At 67.6% G+C, this 17461-nt stretch carries 18 protein-coding genes; 16 read left to right on the top strand and 2 right to left on the bottom strand.

The features are described 5' to 3' along the window. Positions 1-126 precede the first annotated feature (126 nt). The 16 genes from glgA (at position 127) to BMY12_RS05845 (ending at position 14941) form a co-directional block, all read left to right on the top strand. Positions 127-1563, top strand: coding sequence for a glycogen synthase GlgA (glgA, locus tag BMY12_RS05920; protein WP_218140102.1), 1437 nt, complete (start codon positions 127-129; stop codon positions 1561-1563). Between the two features lie 102 nt (positions 1564-1665). Further along, a complete protein-coding gene (locus tag BMY12_RS05915; RefSeq protein ID WP_093283366.1) occupies positions 1666-1986 on the top strand; it encodes a 2Fe-2S iron-sulfur cluster-binding protein in 321 nt (106 codons plus the stop codon). A 335-nt stretch (positions 1987-2321) separates the two neighbouring features. Further along, a complete protein-coding gene (locus tag BMY12_RS05910; protein WP_218140101.1) occupies positions 2322-3206 on the top strand; it encodes a tetratricopeptide repeat protein in 885 nt (294 codons plus the stop codon). A gap of 35 nt (positions 3207-3241) precedes the next feature. After that, entirely contained in the window at positions 3242-3469 is a 228-nt protein-coding gene (locus BMY12_RS05905) for a hypothetical protein (protein WP_093283361.1), read from the top strand. A gap of 15 nt (positions 3470-3484) precedes the next feature. Beyond that, positions 3485-3709 (top strand): hypothetical protein, encoded by a 225-nt coding sequence (locus BMY12_RS05900; RefSeq protein ID WP_093283358.1) that lies wholly within the window; start codon positions 3485-3487, stop codon positions 3707-3709. Positions 3710-3717: 8 nt separating this feature from the next. Beyond that, positions 3718-4626, top strand: a complete 909-nt coding sequence (locus BMY12_RS05895) for a NifU family protein (protein WP_093283356.1) — start codon at positions 3718-3720, stop codon at positions 4624-4626. Next, positions 4623-5822 (top strand): NHL repeat-containing protein, encoded by a 1200-nt coding sequence (locus tag BMY12_RS05890; RefSeq protein ID WP_093283353.1) that lies wholly within the window; start codon positions 4623-4625, stop codon positions 5820-5822. The genes BMY12_RS05895 and BMY12_RS05890 overlap by 4 nt, the downstream gene beginning before the upstream one ends. Then, positions 5819-8215 (top strand): carbamoyltransferase HypF, encoded by a 2397-nt coding sequence (gene hypF, locus BMY12_RS05885; RefSeq protein WP_218140100.1) that lies wholly within the window; start codon positions 5819-5821, stop codon positions 8213-8215. The genes BMY12_RS05890 and hypF overlap by 4 nt, the downstream gene beginning before the upstream one ends. A gap of 12 nt (positions 8216-8227) precedes the next feature. After that, positions 8228-8533: a HypC/HybG/HupF family hydrogenase formation chaperone gene (locus BMY12_RS05880; protein WP_093283351.1), complete on the top strand. Its 306-nt coding sequence runs from the start codon at positions 8228-8230 to the stop codon at positions 8531-8533. Next, positions 8530-9222: a D-sedoheptulose-7-phosphate isomerase gene (locus BMY12_RS05875; protein WP_093283348.1), complete on the top strand. Its 693-nt coding sequence runs from the start codon at positions 8530-8532 to the stop codon at positions 9220-9222. The genes BMY12_RS05880 and BMY12_RS05875 overlap by 4 nt, the downstream gene beginning before the upstream one ends. Further along, positions 9219-10373 (top strand): hydrogenase formation protein HypD, encoded by a 1155-nt coding sequence (gene hypD, locus BMY12_RS05870; RefSeq protein WP_093283346.1) that lies wholly within the window; start codon positions 9219-9221, stop codon positions 10371-10373. Before BMY12_RS05875 ends, hypD begins: the two co-directional genes overlap by 4 nt. Further along, on the top strand, positions 10370-11437 hold the full coding sequence (gene hypE, locus BMY12_RS05865; protein ID WP_093283343.1) for a hydrogenase expression/formation protein HypE: 1068 nt from the start codon (positions 10370-10372) through the stop codon (positions 11435-11437). Before hypD ends, hypE begins: the two co-directional genes overlap by 4 nt. A gap of 19 nt (positions 11438-11456) precedes the next feature. Continuing rightward, positions 11457-11978 carry a hypothetical protein gene (locus BMY12_RS05860; RefSeq protein WP_093283342.1) on the top strand — a complete coding sequence of 174 codons (522 nt, stop codon included), beginning with the start codon at positions 11457-11459 and terminating at the stop codon, positions 11976-11978. Next, a complete protein-coding gene (gene hypA, locus BMY12_RS05855; protein ID WP_093283339.1) occupies positions 11971-12312 on the top strand; it encodes a hydrogenase maturation nickel metallochaperone HypA in 342 nt (113 codons plus the stop codon). The genes BMY12_RS05860 and hypA overlap by 8 nt, the downstream gene beginning before the upstream one ends. 37 nt (positions 12313-12349) lie before the next feature. Continuing rightward, positions 12350-13516 (top strand): HoxN/HupN/NixA family nickel/cobalt transporter, encoded by a 1167-nt coding sequence (locus tag BMY12_RS05850; protein ID WP_093283337.1) that lies wholly within the window; start codon positions 12350-12352, stop codon positions 13514-13516. Positions 13517-13588: 72 nt separating this feature from the next. Further along, on the top strand, positions 13589-14941 hold the full coding sequence (locus BMY12_RS05845) for a sensor histidine kinase (protein ID WP_093283334.1): 1353 nt from the start codon (positions 13589-13591) through the stop codon (positions 14939-14941). Between the two features lie 786 nt (positions 14942-15727). On the opposite strand, the gene BMY12_RS05840 is transcribed toward BMY12_RS05845, so the two are convergent. Next, positions 15728-16501, bottom strand: a complete 774-nt coding sequence (locus tag BMY12_RS05840) for an HAD-IA family hydrolase (RefSeq protein WP_093283332.1) — start codon at positions 16499-16501, stop codon at positions 15728-15730. A 7-nt stretch (positions 16502-16508) separates the two neighbouring features. Next, positions 16509-17459 (bottom strand): CbbX protein, encoded by a 951-nt coding sequence (gene cbbX / locus BMY12_RS05835; RefSeq protein ID WP_093283329.1) that lies wholly within the window; start codon positions 17457-17459, stop codon positions 16509-16511. Positions 17460-17461 lie beyond the last annotated feature (2 nt).

The following is a 17461-nucleotide window of genomic DNA, read 5'->3' as shown; positions in this document are numbered from 1 at the left end:
CTCGCTGTGTCGCCACCGGCTCGTGCCCGGCGGTCGTGATCTTTTCGTGTTGATCTTAAACTTGCTTCATCTTCCCTGGGACAAGGTCATGCCTGTCCTTGCCCCAAAATTGACCATACACATTTCATGCCGATGAAAATCCTGCACGCCGCTTCCGAGTGCGTGCCGCTGGTGAAAACCGGCGGCCTGGCCGATGTCGTGGGTGCGCTGCCGCTGGCGCAACGTGCGCAGGGCGACGATGCGCGCGTGATCCTGCCGGCGTATCGCGGTCTGGCCGCGAAGTGCCGGGAGCTGCACACGCTGGCCACGGTCGCGATACGCGGCCGTACGCTGCAGCTGCTGCGCGGTCGGCTCGACTCCGGCCTGCCGCTGTATCTGGTGCAGTGCGCAGCGCTGTATGAGCGCGAGGGCGATCCGTATCGCGATGCCCAGGGCCGCGAGTTCAGCGACAACGCCGAGCGCTTCGCCTGCTTCAGCGAAATGGTCGCGCGCCTGGCCACCGGTCTGGATCCGGAGTTCACGCCGCAGCTCGCCCATCTGCACGACTGGCAGGCAGGCCTGGCCGCCGCCTGGCTGCACGAGCAGCTGCAGCGACCGCGCCTGCTCTACACCATCCACAATCTCGCGTATCAAGGTTTGTTCCCGCGCGCGCAGTACGAGGCCCTGCAGCTGCCCTGGCGCTGGTGGACGCCGCAGGGCCTGGAGTTCTGGGGGCAGTGGTCCTTCGCCAAGGCGGGTCTGGTCTATGCAGACGCCTTGAGCACGGTGAGTCCGAGCTATGCGCAGGAGATTCTCGGCGCCGAATTCGGCTGCGGCCTGGAAGGCGTGCTGCAATGGCGGCGCGGCGTGTTGCACGGCATCGTCAACGGCATCGACACGCAGGTCTGGGATCCGGGCACCGATCCCTTGCTGGCGCAGCGCTACAGCCTGGCCAGCGTGGCGGCCGGCAAGCGCGCCAACAAGCGCGCGCTGCAGGCGCAGCTGGGACTGGCCGGGAATGATGCACCGCTGCTGGTGTTCATCGGCCGGCTCACCGAGCAGAAGGGCGCGGACCTGATTCTGGCGGCGGGCGCGGCGCTGCTGGCCAGCGGCGCGCAGCTGGCCTTGCTGGGCGCCGGCGATGCCGCGCTGCAGGACGCGCTGCGCGCCTGGGCGGCGCGCGCGCCGGCGGGGCAGGTGGCGGTGCGCATCGGCTATGACGAGACGCTGGCGCACCAGCTCTACGCCGGCGGCGATCTGCTGCTGATGCCCTCTCGCTTTGAACCCTGCGGACTCAATCAGCTCTACGCGCAGCGCTACGGCACGGTGCCGGTGGTGCGCGCCACCGGCGGCCTGATCGACACTGTGGTCGATACCACGGCGGAGACCTTGCAGTCGCAGCGCGCGGGCGGTGTGCAGTTTCGCGACGCCGACGGCGCCGGCCTGAGCTACGGCGTGCAGCGCGGCCTGCAGCTGCTGCGCGAGGCCGATACCGCGCAGGCCCTGCGGCGCCTGCTCATGAGCCGCGACTGCTCCTGGGCCGCCTCGGCACGCCAGTATCGCGCGCTCTACGCAAGTCTCTGAGCCGCTGTATCGGCGCTCGTGCCTGCAGCGCGTGCTGACTTACAATGCGCAGTCTTCCAACCGCAATGACTGTGTCCGGCGTGAGGCCGGATTTGATTAGCCATGACCAAAATCGTTTTCATCGCGCACAACGGCAGTGAGCGCGTCATCGAGGCAGAGGACGGCAAGACCGTGATGCAGGCCGCCGTGGACAATCTGATTCCCGGCATCGTCGGTGACTGTGGCGGCTGCTGCACCTGCGCCACCTGCCATGCCTATGTTGACGAGCGCTGGCAGGGCAAGCTCAAGCCGCCCAGCGAAGACGAGGCGATGATGCTGGAAGGTGCGCTGGAGGTGAAAGCCAACAGCCGTCTCACCTGCCAGATCCAGATCGGTCCCGAGCTGGACGGTCTGATCCTGCGCACGCCCGAAAGACAGTTCTAAGAACAGTCAGGCGCGCCGGCACCGCGCGCCGTTTCCCTGCTTTCCAGAACACCGCCGTGGCCACCGGGTCACGGCGGTTTTTTCTGCTGTCCGTCGTTTTTTTGCCCGCTTATTCGCTAAAAGTGCAAACAAAGTTTTCACAATGAAATTTTGATTGACGTTTACGATACAGGCCGCGTAGCCTTCGCCCATAAATCAAGACACCCCCTGGAGAGCGCTGTCGCAGCCATGGGGCGCGGGAGGAGCGGATGGGACAGGTTTTATCCGAGACCCAGTACGAGGTCGCTCTTCGGGCGGCGGAATCAGCCGAAGTCAGCGCATCGGAAAAGGCCGAGATGCTCATGGAGATCGCCATGGGCATGCAGAGCCGGCCGCGCCAGCTGGAAGATCTGCAACGCGCGGTCGAGCTGTACCGGCGCGCGCTCTCCCTACTCGACGAAGGCGCCTTGCTGCACGCCCGCATCCAGGCACGTCTGGGCACCGCCTTGCAGGCCCTGCCGGAAGGCGGGCGACAGGCACTGCGCGAGGCCTGCGCCTGCTACGAAGCGGCCTTGCCGCGGCTGCAGGCGGCCCGGCTGCCGGCCGAAGAGGCGGAGCTGCATCTGAATCATGGACTGTGCCTGCAAGGCCTCGCAGGGCAGGGGGTGGCGCGCATCCAGGACGCGATCGCCAGCTACCACCGCGCGCTGCGCGTCTTCAACCGTGAGCAATACGCGCAGGAATACGCGATTCTGCACAACAACCTCGCTGTCGCCTATCTGGCCATTCCGGTCAGCGACGAGCGCGCGCCGATGCGCGAGGCGCTGGCGGTGCAGTCCTTCGAGGAAGTGCTCAAGGTGGTGAATTTGATCGATCATCCCAGCGAGTACGCGATGATCCAGAACAACCTCGGCAACGCGCTGCAGTACGCGCGCAGCGGGCATCCGCTGGACAACCGGCTGCGTGCGCTGAGTGCCTACGACGAAGCCCTGAAGGTGCGCAACGCCAGCGACACGCCGCTGGAATACGCCAACACCCTCGCCAACAAGGCCAATGTGCTGCGCAATCTGCCGCAGGACCCGCAGCAGGCCGAGTCCGGCCGCGCGTCCGCGCTGCGCAGTGCGCGCAAGCTCTACGAAGAGGCGGGCGAAATCTTCGCGCGCCTGTCGCGGGAGGACGCCGTTGCCGTGGTCGAGGAGGCCCTGGCCGATATCGACACCGAGCTGGGCGGCGCGGACTGAATCATTACAAAGCCAAAACAGCGAGGAGAGAGAACATGGCGATTCTGCAGCAGCTGGGTAGCGAGCCTCTGGCGCTCGGCAGCATCCTGGTGTGGACCCTGCTGGCCTTTGTGCTGGCCATCGCCGGTGGTGCGCTGATGGGCCTGCGCCTGGGCGCTTCGGCGCTGGGCAAGGAGCTGGCGGCGCTGATGGGCGCGCTGTTCGGCCCGGTGGCGGCGGTGCCTGGCGTGCTGCTGGGTCTGCTGATTCTGAAGCTGGTCTGAGCGGAGTCTGCTGCCATGATCGACATGTTCCTGAACTCGCTGCGGCTGTTCTTGCGCGGCAAGCTGTTTCGCGAGCCACGCGCGGTGCTGCGGCAGTGGCTGATCGGTTTTGCCCTGAGCCTGCTGGCGGTGCTGCTGCTGGGCGCGCTGGGCCTGCCGATCTGGCTGGTGGTGCTGTGCAGCGCGGTGGCCGCCGGCGCGCTGCAGCCCTGGCTGTTCCGCGATCTGAAGTACGCCTGAGGCCGGCCGTGAACGCCACGCCGCAAGCGCAGGGCGAAGCATCCGGAGCCGGCGAGCGCGAGCTCGACGCTCTGGTGCAGGACATCGCGCGTCTGGAGGCGGTGGTCGCCGGCTGGGAGCCTGCGCAGCAGGCCGGCGTGCAGGCGCTCAAGCAGGCGATCGAGGCCTTGCACAAGGAAGCGCTGCGCCGGCTGATCCGCCGTCTCAAGCAGGAGCCGGCGGCCGCGACCGCGCTGCGCGAGGCGCTGGGCGAGCCGCTGATCTGGGCGGTGCTGCTGCATCATGGCCTGGTGCGCGAACCGCTGGAGGCGCGGGTGCGCAAGGCGCTCGAAGACGTGCAGCCCTACATGGCGGCGCACGGCGGCGGCGTGGAACTGGTGGCGGTGAAGGCACCGGACACCGTGGAGATCCGCCTCACCGGCGCCTGTCACAGCTGCCCGGCCTCCAGCACCACCCTGAGCCAGGGCGTGGAGAAGGCGCTGCGCGAACACTGCCCGGAGATCCAGCACATCCGGCAGGTGAGCCGTGGCCAGGATGCCTGCGCCAGCCCCGACAACCCTGCCGTGCATTACATCAGTCCGTTTGCGCTCAACGCCAAGGGTGGCTGGCAGGATCTGGCGCTGCTGACCGAGATTCCCGAGCGCGGCGTGCTGGAACGCACGCTCAAGGGCCGCTCGCTGCTGCTGTCGCGGCAGGGTGATGCGGTGAGCTGTTTCGACAACCGCTGTGCGCATCTGGGCATGCCGCTGGATATGGGCGAGGTGCGCGAAGGCGTGATCCGCTGTCCCTACCACGGTTTCGAATACCTGCTGGACAGCGGCGAGTGTCTGACCGCCAGCGAAGTGCAGCTGTGTAGCCATGCGGTGCGCGTGATCGGTGAGCGCGTGCAGGTGCGTCTGGAGGGAGGTGGCACATGAATCAGGCGCTGAAGGTCCACCTCACGCCGGCCCTGAGCCGGGCACCGGAGCCGGCCGGGCGCGCCGCGCTCGATCCGCAGGGGCCGCAGGTCTGCATCGGCGCCCGCGAGGACGCCTGCGGTCTGGCGGTGCCGGTGCGTCCGGAGCCGGGCACGCTGTTCGGACCGCGCGGCGCCTGCATGGCCGGCGGTTCGCTGTGGGTCTGCGACACCGGACATCATCGCCTGCTGGGCTGGGCGCAGCCGCCGCAGCAGGATCATGCGCCCGCCGACTGGCTGATCGGGCAGCCCGATTTCTACAGCGAGGGGCGCAATGGCAAGGCCGCGCCCAGTGCCACCAGCTTCAACGTGCCCACCGGCATCAGCGCCTGCGGCGAGGGTCTGGCGGTGGCCGATGCCTGGAACCACCGCGTGCTGATCTGGCATCGCGTGCCGCGTGCCAGTCACACCCCGGCGGATCTGGTGCTGGGGCAGCGCGATTTTCTCGAAGCGCAGGGCAATCGCGGCGGCGAGACCGCAGCCGATACCCTGTTCTGGCCTTACGGCGTGCATTGGGACGGTGCGCGCCTGTGGGTGGCCGACAGCGGCAACCGCCGCGTGCTGATGTGGCAGGGGCTGCCGCAGCAAAACGGCCAGGCCGCCGATCTGGTGCTGGGGCAGAGCGGCTTCACGCAGCGCGATGAAAACGGCGGCGGCGATCCGAGCGCCGCCAGCATGCGCTGGCCGCATGCGGTCGTGATCTGGGGCGAGGCGCTGTGCGTGGCCGATGCCGGCAACAACCGCATCATGGTCTGGTCGCAGCTGCCCCGCCGGCACCAGCAGCCCTGCGACATCCTGCTGGGCCAGCAGCAGGCGCATCTGGTGGATCACAATCAGTCCCTGTACTGGCCCAGTGCGGAGACCCTGAACATGCCCTATGGCGTCGCCGCCGCCGGCGACTGGCTGCTGGCCGCCGACACCGCCAACTCGCGGATCATCGCCTGGCACCGGGGCGATCTGCACAGCGGCGCGCCGGCGCGCGCGCTGAGCGGGCAGCTGCAGTTCAATGCCAAGGGCGACAACCGCTGGCAGATGCCGGTGCGCGACAGCCTGTGCTGGCCTTATGGCCTGAGCGTGCAGGAGGGACGCGTGGTGGTGGCGGATTCCGGCAACAACCGCGTGCTGCTCTGGCCGCTGGCGCAGGAGCTGCTGCCGTGAGTCCTGGCGCAAGCCTGCTGGCGGCGGACGAGCAGCGGGCCGAACGCATCCGCGTGCAGGGCCTGGTGCAGGGGGTGGGCATGCGGCCCACGGTCTGGCGCCTGGCGCGCGCCGCGCAGCTGTGCGGCTGGGTGCGCAACGATGGCGAAGGCGTGGAGATCCGCGTGCAGGGCGGCGCCGAGGCCATCGCCGCTTTCGTGCAGGCACTGCGCGAGCAGGCGCCGCCGCTGGCGCGCATCGATCGCATCGAACGTCAGACCTGCGCGCTGGAAAGCCTGCCGGCGTTTCAGATCGAACACAGCGGCAGCGGCGCGGTGCGCACTGCGGTGGTGGCCGATGCCGCCTGCTGCGAGCAATGCCGCGCCGAGATTTTCGATCCCTATGCGCGCCGCTACCGCTACGCCTTCACCAATTGCACGCACTGCGGTCCGCGCCTGAGCATCGTCGCAAGCATTCCCTATGATCGCGCCGGCACCAGCATGCGCGCGTTCGCGCTGTGCCAGGACTGCCGTGCCGAATACGAGGCGCCGGACGACCGCCGCTTCCATGCCCAGCCCATCGCCTGCCATGCCTGCGGGCCGCGCGCGCAGCTGCTGCGCGCCGATGGCGCCGCCTTCAGCGTGCAGGCGCTGAGCATGCTCGACGAGGTGGACGCCGCCTGCACCCTGCTGCAACGCGGGCAGATCCTCGCCATCAAGGGCCTGGGTGGTTATCAGCTGGCCTGCGATGCCGGCAATGCCGAAGCCCTGGCCGAGCTGCGCCGGCGCAAGCGCCGCGCGCGCAAGCCCTTTGCGCTGATGGCGCGCGATCTGGACGTGATCCGCCAGTACGCGCGCCTGAGCGATACCGAGGCCGCGCTGCTGCAGAGCGCGGCGGCGCCCATCGTGCTGCTCGACGCCGAAGGCCAGGCGCTGCCGGAAGCGGTGGCGCCCGGGCTGCGCAGCCTGGGCTTCATGCTGCCCAACACGCCGCTGCATCATCTGCTGCTCAGGCGCATGGCGCGGCCCATCGTGCTCACCAGCGGCAATCTCGCTGACGAGCCGCAGTGCATCGACGACGAGGACGCGCGCGCGCGCCTGTCCGGCATCGCCGATTACTTCCTGCTGCACAACCGCGCCATCGTGCGTCGCGTCGATGACAGCGTGGCGCGCGTGGTGGACGGCCGCGTGCAGCTGCTGCGCCGCGCGCGCGGCTATGCCCCCAATCCGCTGCCGCTGCCGCAAGGCTTTGCCGAGGCCGCGCCGCTGCTGGCCTTGGGCGGCGAGCTGAAGAACAGCTTCTGCCTGCTGCGTCGGGGCGAGGCCATCGTCTCGCATCACATGGGCGATCTGGGCGAGGCACGCACGCAGGCCGATTACCGGCGCGCGGTCGGCGATTACCTGCAGCTGTTCGAACATCAGCCGCAGGCCGTGGTGATCGACGCGCATCCCGAATACCACTCCTCGAAGTTCGGGCACGAACTGGCCGAGCAGCGCCGGCTGCCCCTGCGCCGCGTGCAGCACCATCACGCGCACATCGCCGCCTGCCTGGCCGATAACGGTGTGCCGCTGAATGCGCCGCCAGTGCTGGGCATCGCCCTGGACGGTCTGGGTTTCGGCGACAACGGCGAGATCTGGGGCGGCGAGTTTCTGCTGGCCGACTACCGCAGCTGCCGGCGCCTGGGCAGTTTCAAGCCGGTGGCGATGCTGGGCGGCGAGAAGGCCATGGTCGAGCCCTGGCGCAATACCTATGCGCAGCTGATGGCGGAGCTGGGCTGGCCGCGCTTCGCCATGAACTATGCCGAGCTGGATCTGTATCGCTTTCTGGAAGCGCAGCCGCGCGCGGTGTTCGATGCCATGCTCGGACAAGGGCTCAACAGTCCGCCGGCCAGTTCCTGCGGGCGCCTGTTCGATGCCGTGGCCGCGGCCATGGGCATCTGCCGCGAGCGGGCGCTGTACGAAGGGCAGGCCGCCATCGAGCTGGAAACCCTGGTCGATCAGCACACCCTGCGCCACGAGGATGAGCAGCTGGCCTATCCCTTCGCGATTCCTCGCCTGCAGAACGGTCTGCCGTACATCGAGCCGCTGGCGATGTGGCAGGCGCTGCTGGGTGATCTGGTGTTGGGCACGCCGCTGCCGGTGATGGCGGCGCGTTTCCACAAGGGCCTGACGCAGGTCATGGTGCGCATGGTGGAAAAGCTTTGTGATAGTGAGGGGGCAGCTGCGGGTCTGCGCTGCGTGGCGCTGTCGGGCGGGGTGTTCCAGAACCGCGTCCTGCTCAGCGAAATGCGGCGGCGTCTGCAGGCGGCGGGTTACACCGTGCTGCAGCATCGGCAGCTGCCCGCCAACGATGGCGGTCTGTCCCTGGGCCAGGCGGTGATCGCCGCGGCGCAGGGACTGGCGGGAATACATTAAAGGAGAGGTCTCATGTGTCTGGGGATACCGGGCCGCATCGTCGAAATCAGCGATGCCGCGCAGAAGCTGGCGGTGGTCGAGGTGGGCGGTGTGCGGCGCGCCATCAATATCGCCTTCATCGTCGACGAGGCGCATCCGGCGCAAGCCTGCCTGGGCGACTGGGTGCTGGTGCACGTCGGCTTTGCCATGAGCCGCATCGACGAAGAGGAAGCGGCGCGTACCCTGGAGCTGCTGACGCAGCTGGGCGAGGCGCAGGCCGAGATCGAGGCCATGCGCCAGTCCGCGGCCGAGCCGGCCGTCGGCACGAGGCTGTCATGAGCGCGCCGGTGATCCGTGATGCCCTGCAGGGGCTCTATCCCTTCCTGCATGGCGAATCGCAGAACCCGCAGCGTCTGGAGCAGGCGCTGCTGGAATCGGTGACGCAGAAGTCGCAGGACAGCATCGAAACCAAGCGCCGCTTCTTCGCCGAGAACGGCACGCGCCTGGTGGCGGCAGCGCGGGCGCTGGCCGAGGTGTACCGGCGCGGCGGGCGGCTGCTGTGCATGGGCAATGGCGGCTCCAGCTGCGATGCCGCGCATATCGCCGTGGAGTTCCAGCATCCGGTCACGGCCGGGCGGCCGGCGCTGCCGGCGATGAATCTGATGGGCGACACCGCGATGATGACGGCGGTGGGCAATGATGTGGGCTTCGATCAGGTGTTCGCGCGCCAGGTGATCGCCCATGGCCGTCGCGGCGATGCGCTGGTCGGCATGTCCACCAGCGGCAACTCCGACAATCTGCTCAATGCCTTCATGCAGGCCAGGAAGCTGGGCATGACCACGATCGGCTTTGCCGGTCACGACGGCGGCGCCATGGCGCACAGCCCGCATCTGGATCACTGTCTGGTGGTGGCCAGCGACAGCATCCACCGCGTGCAGGAAACCCATGTGGCCTGCTATCACATTCTGTGGGATCTGGTGCATACCCTGCTGGCGGACAACCGCGGCAGCGCGGAGACGGCGTCATGAAACATGTGGATGAATTCCGCGATCCGGCCAAGGCGCGTGCGCTGGCCGCCGAGATCCGGCAGCTGGCCAGGCAGATCGGGCGCGGCCCCGACAATCCGCTGCTGGTGATGGAGGTCTGCGGCGGGCACACCCACGCGATCTTCCGCTACGGCATCCAGCAGCTGCTGCCGGACACCATCGAATTCGTGCACGGTCCGGGCTGTCCGGTCTGCGTGCTGCCCATGGGACGTGTCGATGACTGCGTGGCCCTGGCCGAACGTCCCGAGGTGATCTTCACCACCTTCGGCGACGCCATGCGTGTGCCCGGTTCGCGCAAGAGCCTGCTCAAGGCCAAGGCCGAGGGCGCCGATGTGCGCATGGTGTACTCGCCGCTGGATGCGCTGCAGCTGGCGCGCGACAACCCGGGGCGCGAGGTGATCTTCTTCGGCCTGGGTTTCGAGACCACCATGCCCAGCACCGCGATGACGGTGCTGGAAGCCAAGCGCCAGGGCATCGACAACTTCTCGCTGTTCTGCAATCACATCACCATCATTCCCACCATCAAGGCCATCCTCGATTCGCCGGGCATGCAGCTGGACGGTTTCCTCGGCCCCGGCCACGTCAGCATGGTGATCGGCACCGCGCCGTATCAGTTCATCGCCCAGCACTACCGCAAGCCGCTGGTGGTGGCCGGCTTCGAGCCGCTGGACGTGCTGCAGTCGCTGTGGATGGTGCTACGGCAGATCGTCGACGGCCGCTGCGAAATCGAAAACCAGTATGGCCGCATCGTGCCCGAGCATGGCAACGAGGTGGCGCTGCGTTCGGTGCAGGAAGTCTTCGAGCTGCGCGAGTTCTTCGAATGGCGCGGCCTGGGCTCCATCGATCACTCCGGCGTGCGGGTGCGCGAGGCGTATGCGCAGTACGACGCCGAGCGCAAGTTCCCGGTGCCGAACCTGAAGATCGCCGATCCCAAGTCCTGCCAGTGCGGCGAGGTGCTCAAGGGCGCCATCAAGCCGCGCGACTGCAAGGTGTTCGGCACCGCCTGCACGCCGCAGACGCCGCTGGGTTCGCTGATGGTGTCCAGCGAAGGCGCCTGCGCCGCCTATTACCAATATGCACGCATCGACACCAGTCGCCTGCGTGAAGACCGCCAGGACAAGGTGAGCGCATGAATGATTTCTCGGCAAACGACGGCAAGCGCCGGCCGCGCATCAACGACACGCACGTCAATCTCTCGCACGGCAGCGGCGGCAAGGCGATGCGCGATCTGATCGCCGACGTGTTCGTCGGCGCCTTCGACAATCCCTCGCTGTCGGCGCTGGAGGATCAGGCTGTATTTGATCTCAAGCAGCTGGGCACGCACGGCGAACGCCTGGCCTTCACCACCGACACCTATGTCGTCGATCCGCTGTTCTTCCCCGGCGGCGACATCGGCCATCTGGCGGTGAACGGCACGGTCAACGATCTGGCCATGAGCGGCGCGCGGCCGCTGTATCTGTCCTGCGGCGTGGTGCTGGAGGAAGGCCTGCCGATCGAGACCCTGCGCCGCGTGGTGGAGAGCATGCGCCAGGCGGCGCTGGCCGCCGGCGTGCAGATCGTCACCGGCGACACCAAGGTGGTGGAGCGCGGCAGCGCCGACAAGCTGTTCATCAACACCGCCGGCATCGGCGTGGTGCCGGCCGGCATCAACATCTCCGCCTCGCGGGCGCAGCCGGGCGATGCGGTGATCATCAACGGCACGCTGGGTGATCACGGCGCGGCGATTCTCATCGCCCGCGGCCAGCTGGCCTTGCAGGCCGAGGTGCCCAGCGACTGCCAGCCGCTGCACGAGCTGGTCGCGGCGATGCTGCGCGCCTGCCCGGACATCCATTGCCTGCGTGACGCCACGCGCGGCGGCCTGGCCACGGTGCTCAACGAGTTTGCGCAGAGCTCGCAGGTCGGCATCCGGCTGCAGGAGCAAACCCTGCCGCTGCGTGAAGACGTGAAAGGCGCCTGCGAGATCCTGGGGCTGGACCCGCTGTATCTGGCCAACGAGGGCAAGCTGGTGGCGGTGGTGCCGGGCGAGGCGGTCGAGGCGGTGCTGGCGGCGATGCGCGCACTGCCCGCCGGTCGCGACGCCGCCTGCGTGGGCCGCGTGGTGGCGGCGCCGCGCGGCGCGGTGATTCTGGAAACCGGCTTCGGCGGCGAGCGGGTGGTGGACATGCTGGTCGGCGAGCAGCTGCCGCGCATCTGCTGAGCGCTGCGGGAACCCGCACATGTCCGCGCCCCTGCTGATACTCGATCACGGCCGGCCGCTGCAGCTGCATTACCAGAGCCTGCTCGAATATCACGGCGGCGGCGCGCTGACCGGCGCGGCGCTGGGCTTTCAGGCCATGGTGCGCGCCGCGGCGGTCCTGTCCGAGGCGCAGACCTGGGATCGCCGCGACTTGCAGCTGTGCTCCTGGCACAGCGGGCCGGGCGTGGTGGACGCGCTGGAGTTCGTGACGCGCTGCGTCAGTCGCGGTCGTTACCGGCAGGAAAGCCTGGGGCCGGGCGGCAACTGCGGCAGCGAGCAGGCTTTCCGCTTCCAGCTGGAAACACCGGCGCTGCGCGTGCAGCTGGCGCTGCGCGAGGGGGTGGTGGATCCGCGCTTCTTCGCGCTCGCCGGCCGCCCGCAGCGCAGCGAGCGCGAAGAAGCGCAGCTGACCGGGCTCAAGGCCAGCATCGCCGCGCAGCTGATGGCGCGTCCGGCCCGCGAGTTGTATCTGCTGGACGTGCAGGAGCTGAGTCATGCATGAGCTGTCGATCACGCGCAGCATCGTGGCCATTGCCTGCGAGCACGCTGGCGGTCAGCGCGTCAGCTGCGTGCGCCTGCAGATCGGCAAGCTGTCGGCGGTGATGCCGGAGTCGATCCGCTTCTGCTTCGAGGTCTGCGCCGCCGACACCGTGCTGGCCGGCGCCACGCTGGAGATCGAGGAGATCGAAGGGCGCGGCCGTTGCAGCGACTGCGGCGCGGAGTTTGCAATGGATCTGCCGGTGGGGCGCTGTGCGGCCTGCGGCAGTCTGCAGGTGGAGTTGCTGGCGGGTTCGGAACTGAAGATTCGCGAGCTGGAGGTGGAAGCATGCGTGTAGGCGGCACTCGCGGCGGCAGCGGGGCAAGGACCGCCGCATGAAACCCGCACCTTACCGACCCGAGCCGGCGCCGCAGGCCCTGAGCGTCGACAGCCTGCTGCCCCTGCGCGGCGAGCGCCGCCTGGGCTTCACACGCGCCGAATGGCTGCGCCTGGCCGGCTTCTACGGTTTCATCGCCCTGCTGCATCTCGCCGGCTGGGGCCTGTATCTGTATTACGCCGCCCGTCATCCGCCGCTGGTGGGCCTGGGCTTCGCGGCCTATATGTTCGGTCTGCGCCACGCCTTCGACGCCGATCACATCGCGGCGGTGGACGACACCGTGCGCTTCCTGATGCGCAGTGGCCAGCGCCCCCTGGGCGTTGGCTTCTTCTTCTCGCTGGGGCATTCCAGCATCGTGTTCCTGCTGGCGCTGGCGGTGATCTTCGCCGCCGGCTTCGTGCATCGCGAGCTGCCGCAGATGCAGCAGTACGGACATCTGATCGGCGCCGGCGTCTCCGGCGTGTTCCTGTGGCTGATCGGCATCCTCAATCTGTTCGTGCTGCTGGACATCCTCAAGCTCTGGCGGCGGGCGCGCAGCGGCCGGCACAGTCATGATCATCTGGAGGAACTGCTGGCGCAGCGTGGCCTGATGAACCGCCTGTTCGGCGGGCGGCTGCGCCAGGGCATCCGGCACAGCGCACAGATGTATCCCCTGGGCCTGCTGTTCGGCCTGGGCTTCGACACCGCCTCGGAGATTGCGCTGCTGGCGATGACGGCCGGCGCCATGGCCGACATGCCGGCTGCGGCGGCCTTGTCGCTGCCGCTGCTGTTCGCCGCCGGCATGTCGGCCATGGATACCACCGACGGCGTGCTGATGTGCGGGGCTTACGACTGGGCCTTCGTCAATCCGCTGCGCAAGATCTTCTACAACATCAGCACCACCGGCCTGTCGATCGCCGTGGCGCTGGTGATCGGCAGCATCGAGCTGATGCAGGTGCTGATCCATCTGCTGGCGCTGCAGGGGCCCTGGTATCAGCGCATCGCCGATCTGGACTTCGGCGTGCTCGGCTATCTGATCGTGGCGGTGTTCCTGCTGGCCTGGCTGCTGTCGGTGCTGTGGTGGAAGCTGGCCCGTGTCGAGGAAAAATACGGCCAGATCCAGCTGCACCAGCATCGTCACAGTCACGGTGAGGGGCGCAGCCACGTGCACGAGCATTTTCACTAGCCACGCACAAAAAGGCAGTGCATCGCGGCGCCGCGGCGACATAATAGGGCTGTCGTCCACAGGCTTTCGCGCATGGCCCGAACCCGCAAACCCGCTGTCACGAGTCTGTTCAAGAGCATCGCCGGCGAGACCCCTGGCGCCTTCAGCGAAGGGGTCTGGATTGATGTCGTGCGCAAGATGGATGAGGTCTACGCCGACCTGATCCGTTACGAATCCGATCTCGAAAGCAAGAACCAGGCGCTGGAGAACGCGCACAACTTCATCTCCGGCGTGCTGTCCTCGATGTTCGATGTGCTGATCGCCTGCGATGCGCAGGGCCGTATCCAGCAGGCCAACCGCGCGCTCAACGAGCTGACCGGCATTCCCGAGGACGAGCTGCACGGCCGGCCGCTGCACGAGGTGTTCGTGCCCGGCAATCGCGAGCTGGTGCAGAGCCTGATGACGCGCGCGCGTCTGGAGGTGGTCAAGGACTACGAGCTGATTCTCGCCGGGCGCGAAGGGCCGATGCCGCTGGCGGTGAACTGTTCGCGGCGGCACGACCGTCGCAACCGCTTCGCCGGCATCGTGCTGATCGGACGTCCGGTAGGTGAGTTGCGCCGCGCTTACGACGCGCTCAACGATGCGCACATGGAACTCAAGCGCACCCAGCAGCAGCTGATCCATTCGGAGAAGCTGGCCACCGTGGGTCGTCTGGTCGCGGGCGTGGCGCATGAGCTGAACAATCCGATCAGCTTCGTCTATTCCAATGTCCACACCCTGAAGAAATACGGCGACCGCATCCGCCGTTATCTGGACGCCACGCAGCGTCTGGAAGGTCATCCGGAGCTGGCGGCGCTGCGTCGCGAGCTGCGTCTGGACCGCGCGCTGGAAGATCTGGAGCCGCTGATCGCCGGCACCCTTGAAGGTGCCGAGCGTGTGCGCGACATCGTCAATGATCTGCGCCGCTTCACCGGCAGCCGGCGTGGTCCGGCGGTGCCGGTGGCGCTGCGCGCGACGCTGGACAGCGCCATCCACTGGGTGACACAGAATGCCGCGCGCAGCCTGGACGTGCAGGTGCAGGTGGATCCTGCGCTGCAGGCGCTGGGGCATGAGGGCCCTCTGCATCAGGTGATGGTGAACCTGATCCAGAACGCGCTGGACGCCATGGAGAAGACGCCGCATCCGCAGCTGTCGATCAGTGCGGAGCGCATCGGCGCGCAGGTGCTGCTGCGCTTTGCCGACAACGGGCCGGGCATCAGTGCGGAAAACCTGAGTCGCATCTTCGACCCTTTCTTCACCACCAAGCCGGTGGGCAAGGGCACCGGACTGGGCCTGTCGATCAGCGATGCGATCGTGCGCGATCACGGCGGCGGCATTGCCGCGGAGAATGCGCCGCAGGGCGGGGCGGTGTTTGTGATGACGCTGCCGGCGGCGGAAGGCACGTGAAGGGGTAGACCTGTCGGGCGGGTTAGACGCGCTAGCGCCGTAACCCGCCGTTCTTGTTGCTTGGCTAATCGCCTTATATGGTTTTGGTTTCGTGCGCCTGTCGGCGCCCGCGGCAGAAGCTCCCCCGTAGGTCGCTTCTGCTCTCTTTGCTCGTGCAAAGAGAAGTACCCAAGAGAAATCACGCCCTGCGCCTCGCATCCGTCGCCGCTGTCGCGGCGCCGGCAGGTAAGCGCTGCTCACGTGCTCGGGGCCGTTGCAGACGCGCCATCCATGGCGCGGCTGCAACTGAATCGAACTTCCTGTTCGATTCTCCCACTGCGCTCGCTGCGCTGCTCGGTGCGAGGCAAAGGGGGGCAAGTCAAAAGCAACAGCGCAGCGACGCTCCGTGCTCGAAGCTGCTGTTGCTGTGGCTTTTGACTTTGGGGTCCCCGTCTCTGGCGCTGAGCTGTGCGGCGCGCGCAGGGGAGAGCCGCTTGGCAAGGGCGGCTCAGTTGCGGCCACGCCAGGGATGGCGTGTCCGCAACGGCCCCGAGCACGTTGCACAGCTCAGGCACCGGCGTAGCGGGCGCCAGAGCCGGGGTGTGCTTTCTCTTGCTTACTTCTCTTTGCACAAGCAAAGAGAGCAGAAGCGACCTACGGGGGAGCTTCTGCGGCCGCCGCCGAAGGGCGGTGGAAGAAGCCAATAGATCAAGAACAAAACGAAGCAAGCAACAGCAAGGCCCGACTGCTTACGGCGCTGCCGCGCCGAACATGCCGTTCGGGTGCGGTAGTGCTTGCATCTGATGCTTACAGCACTGCGCCGGCTTCTGCGCGCAGGCTGGCTTGTTGATGCCAGCGCCGCAGCAGATCAAGGTTGACGTGTGAGACGCCGTCAGCTTGCGGACCTTCGCGCAGGCGGAACGGTTGCTGCGGTTCGCCCAGCTGATCCAGCACCGCCAGCGCGCCGCTGAAATCCTGCTGCAGGGTGTAGACGCTGAGCGTGACCACGGTGGCGATGCCGGCGGCGCTGGCCGCGCGCAGGCCCAGTTCGCTGTCCTCCAGCGCCAGACAGTCGCGCGCCGGCAGCTGCAGGCGCCGCAGCGTTTCCAGATAGACATGTGGCGCCGGCTTCTTCGCGCGCACCGCATCGCCCGCGACGATGCAGTCGAAATGCCCGGCAAGCTCCGCCGCTTCCAGCAGCTCGCGGACATTGGCCTCGCTGGTGGTGGTGGCAATGGCCAGCTGCAGACCGGCATGGCGGGCCTCGCTGATCAGACGCCGCACACCGCTGCGCAGCGGCACCGCGCCACCGCGCACGGCGGCGGCATAGAGCGCGTTCTTGCGCTGATGCAGGCGCGCGATCCAGTCCTCGCCCCCGCCGCCCAGACGACGCGGAGCCTGCTGCAGATAGTGACGGATGCGTTCCTTGCCGCCGGTGACCTTCAACAGCTGCGCATAGAGTTCGCGGTCCCAGTACCAGTCCAGGCCGGCTTCGGCGAACGCGGCGTTGAACGCGGCGCGATGGGCCTCCTCGCTCTCGGCCAGCGTGCCGTCCACGTCGAAAATCAGTGCCTGCAGCATGCTCGCCTCAGCCGCCGGTCTCGGCTTCGCCGCCGCTGCCCTGCGTGAACACGCGGCTGGCGCGGATGTCCGGTTCGCTCAAGCTCATCAGCGCTTCCATGTCGATGCCATAAGGGCTTTCGAACAGGCGGTTGGCCTGGCGCAGACGGGCGCGATCCAGGGCATTGCGGATCGAACGGGCGTTGGCGAAATTGGGCTGGGTGAGACGCGCGGCGATGTACTCGCGCATCGCGGTCTCGGCGCCGGCGTTGAAGCGGTAATGCATCTGCTCGACCATCTTGCGTGCGATCAGCAGCAGCTCCTCGGCCGAGTAGTCGGGGAAATCGATGTGATGCGCGATGCGCGAGGACATGCCGGGATTGGACTGGAAGAAGGTGTCCATGCGGTTCTTGTAGCCCGCCAGGATCACCACCAGATCATCGCGGTTGTTCTCCATCACCTGCAGCAGGATCTCGATGGCTTCCTGGCCGTAGTCGCGCTCGTTCTCCGGGCGATACAGGTAGTAGGCCTCGTCGATGAACAGCACGCCGCCCATGGCCTTCTTCAGCACTTCCTTGGTCTTGGGCGCGGTGTGGCCGATGTACTGGCCGACCAGATCGTCGCGCGTGACGCTGACCACATGGCCTTTTCGCACATAACCGAGACGGTGCAGGATCTCGGCCATGCGCAGCGCGACGGTGGTTTTGCCGGTGCCGGGATTGCCGGTGAAGCACATGTGCAGCGAGGGCGGGCTGGCGTCGAGGTTCAGCGCCTTGCGCGCCCGCGTCACCGCCAGGTACGCGGCGATTTCGCGGATGCGGCGCTTGACCGGGACCAGCCCGACCAGCTCGCGATCGAGCTGGTCGAGCACCTCGCCGACCTGGGTTTCACGGATGATCGCCTGCAGATCCACGGTCGCGGCCTTGTCCTGCGAGGGACCCGGTTCGTTCACGGCGGTATTCGCGGCGATGGTGGCCATGA

Origin of the sequence: Solimonas aquatica, from assembly GCF_900111015.1 — a bacterium.
In the GTDB taxonomy this organism is placed as follows: domain Bacteria; phylum Pseudomonadota; class Gammaproteobacteria; order Nevskiales; family Nevskiaceae; genus Solimonas; species Solimonas aquatica.
Note: the sequence above shows the minus strand (reverse complement) of the source record. Positions and strands in the feature narration are given on the sequence as shown.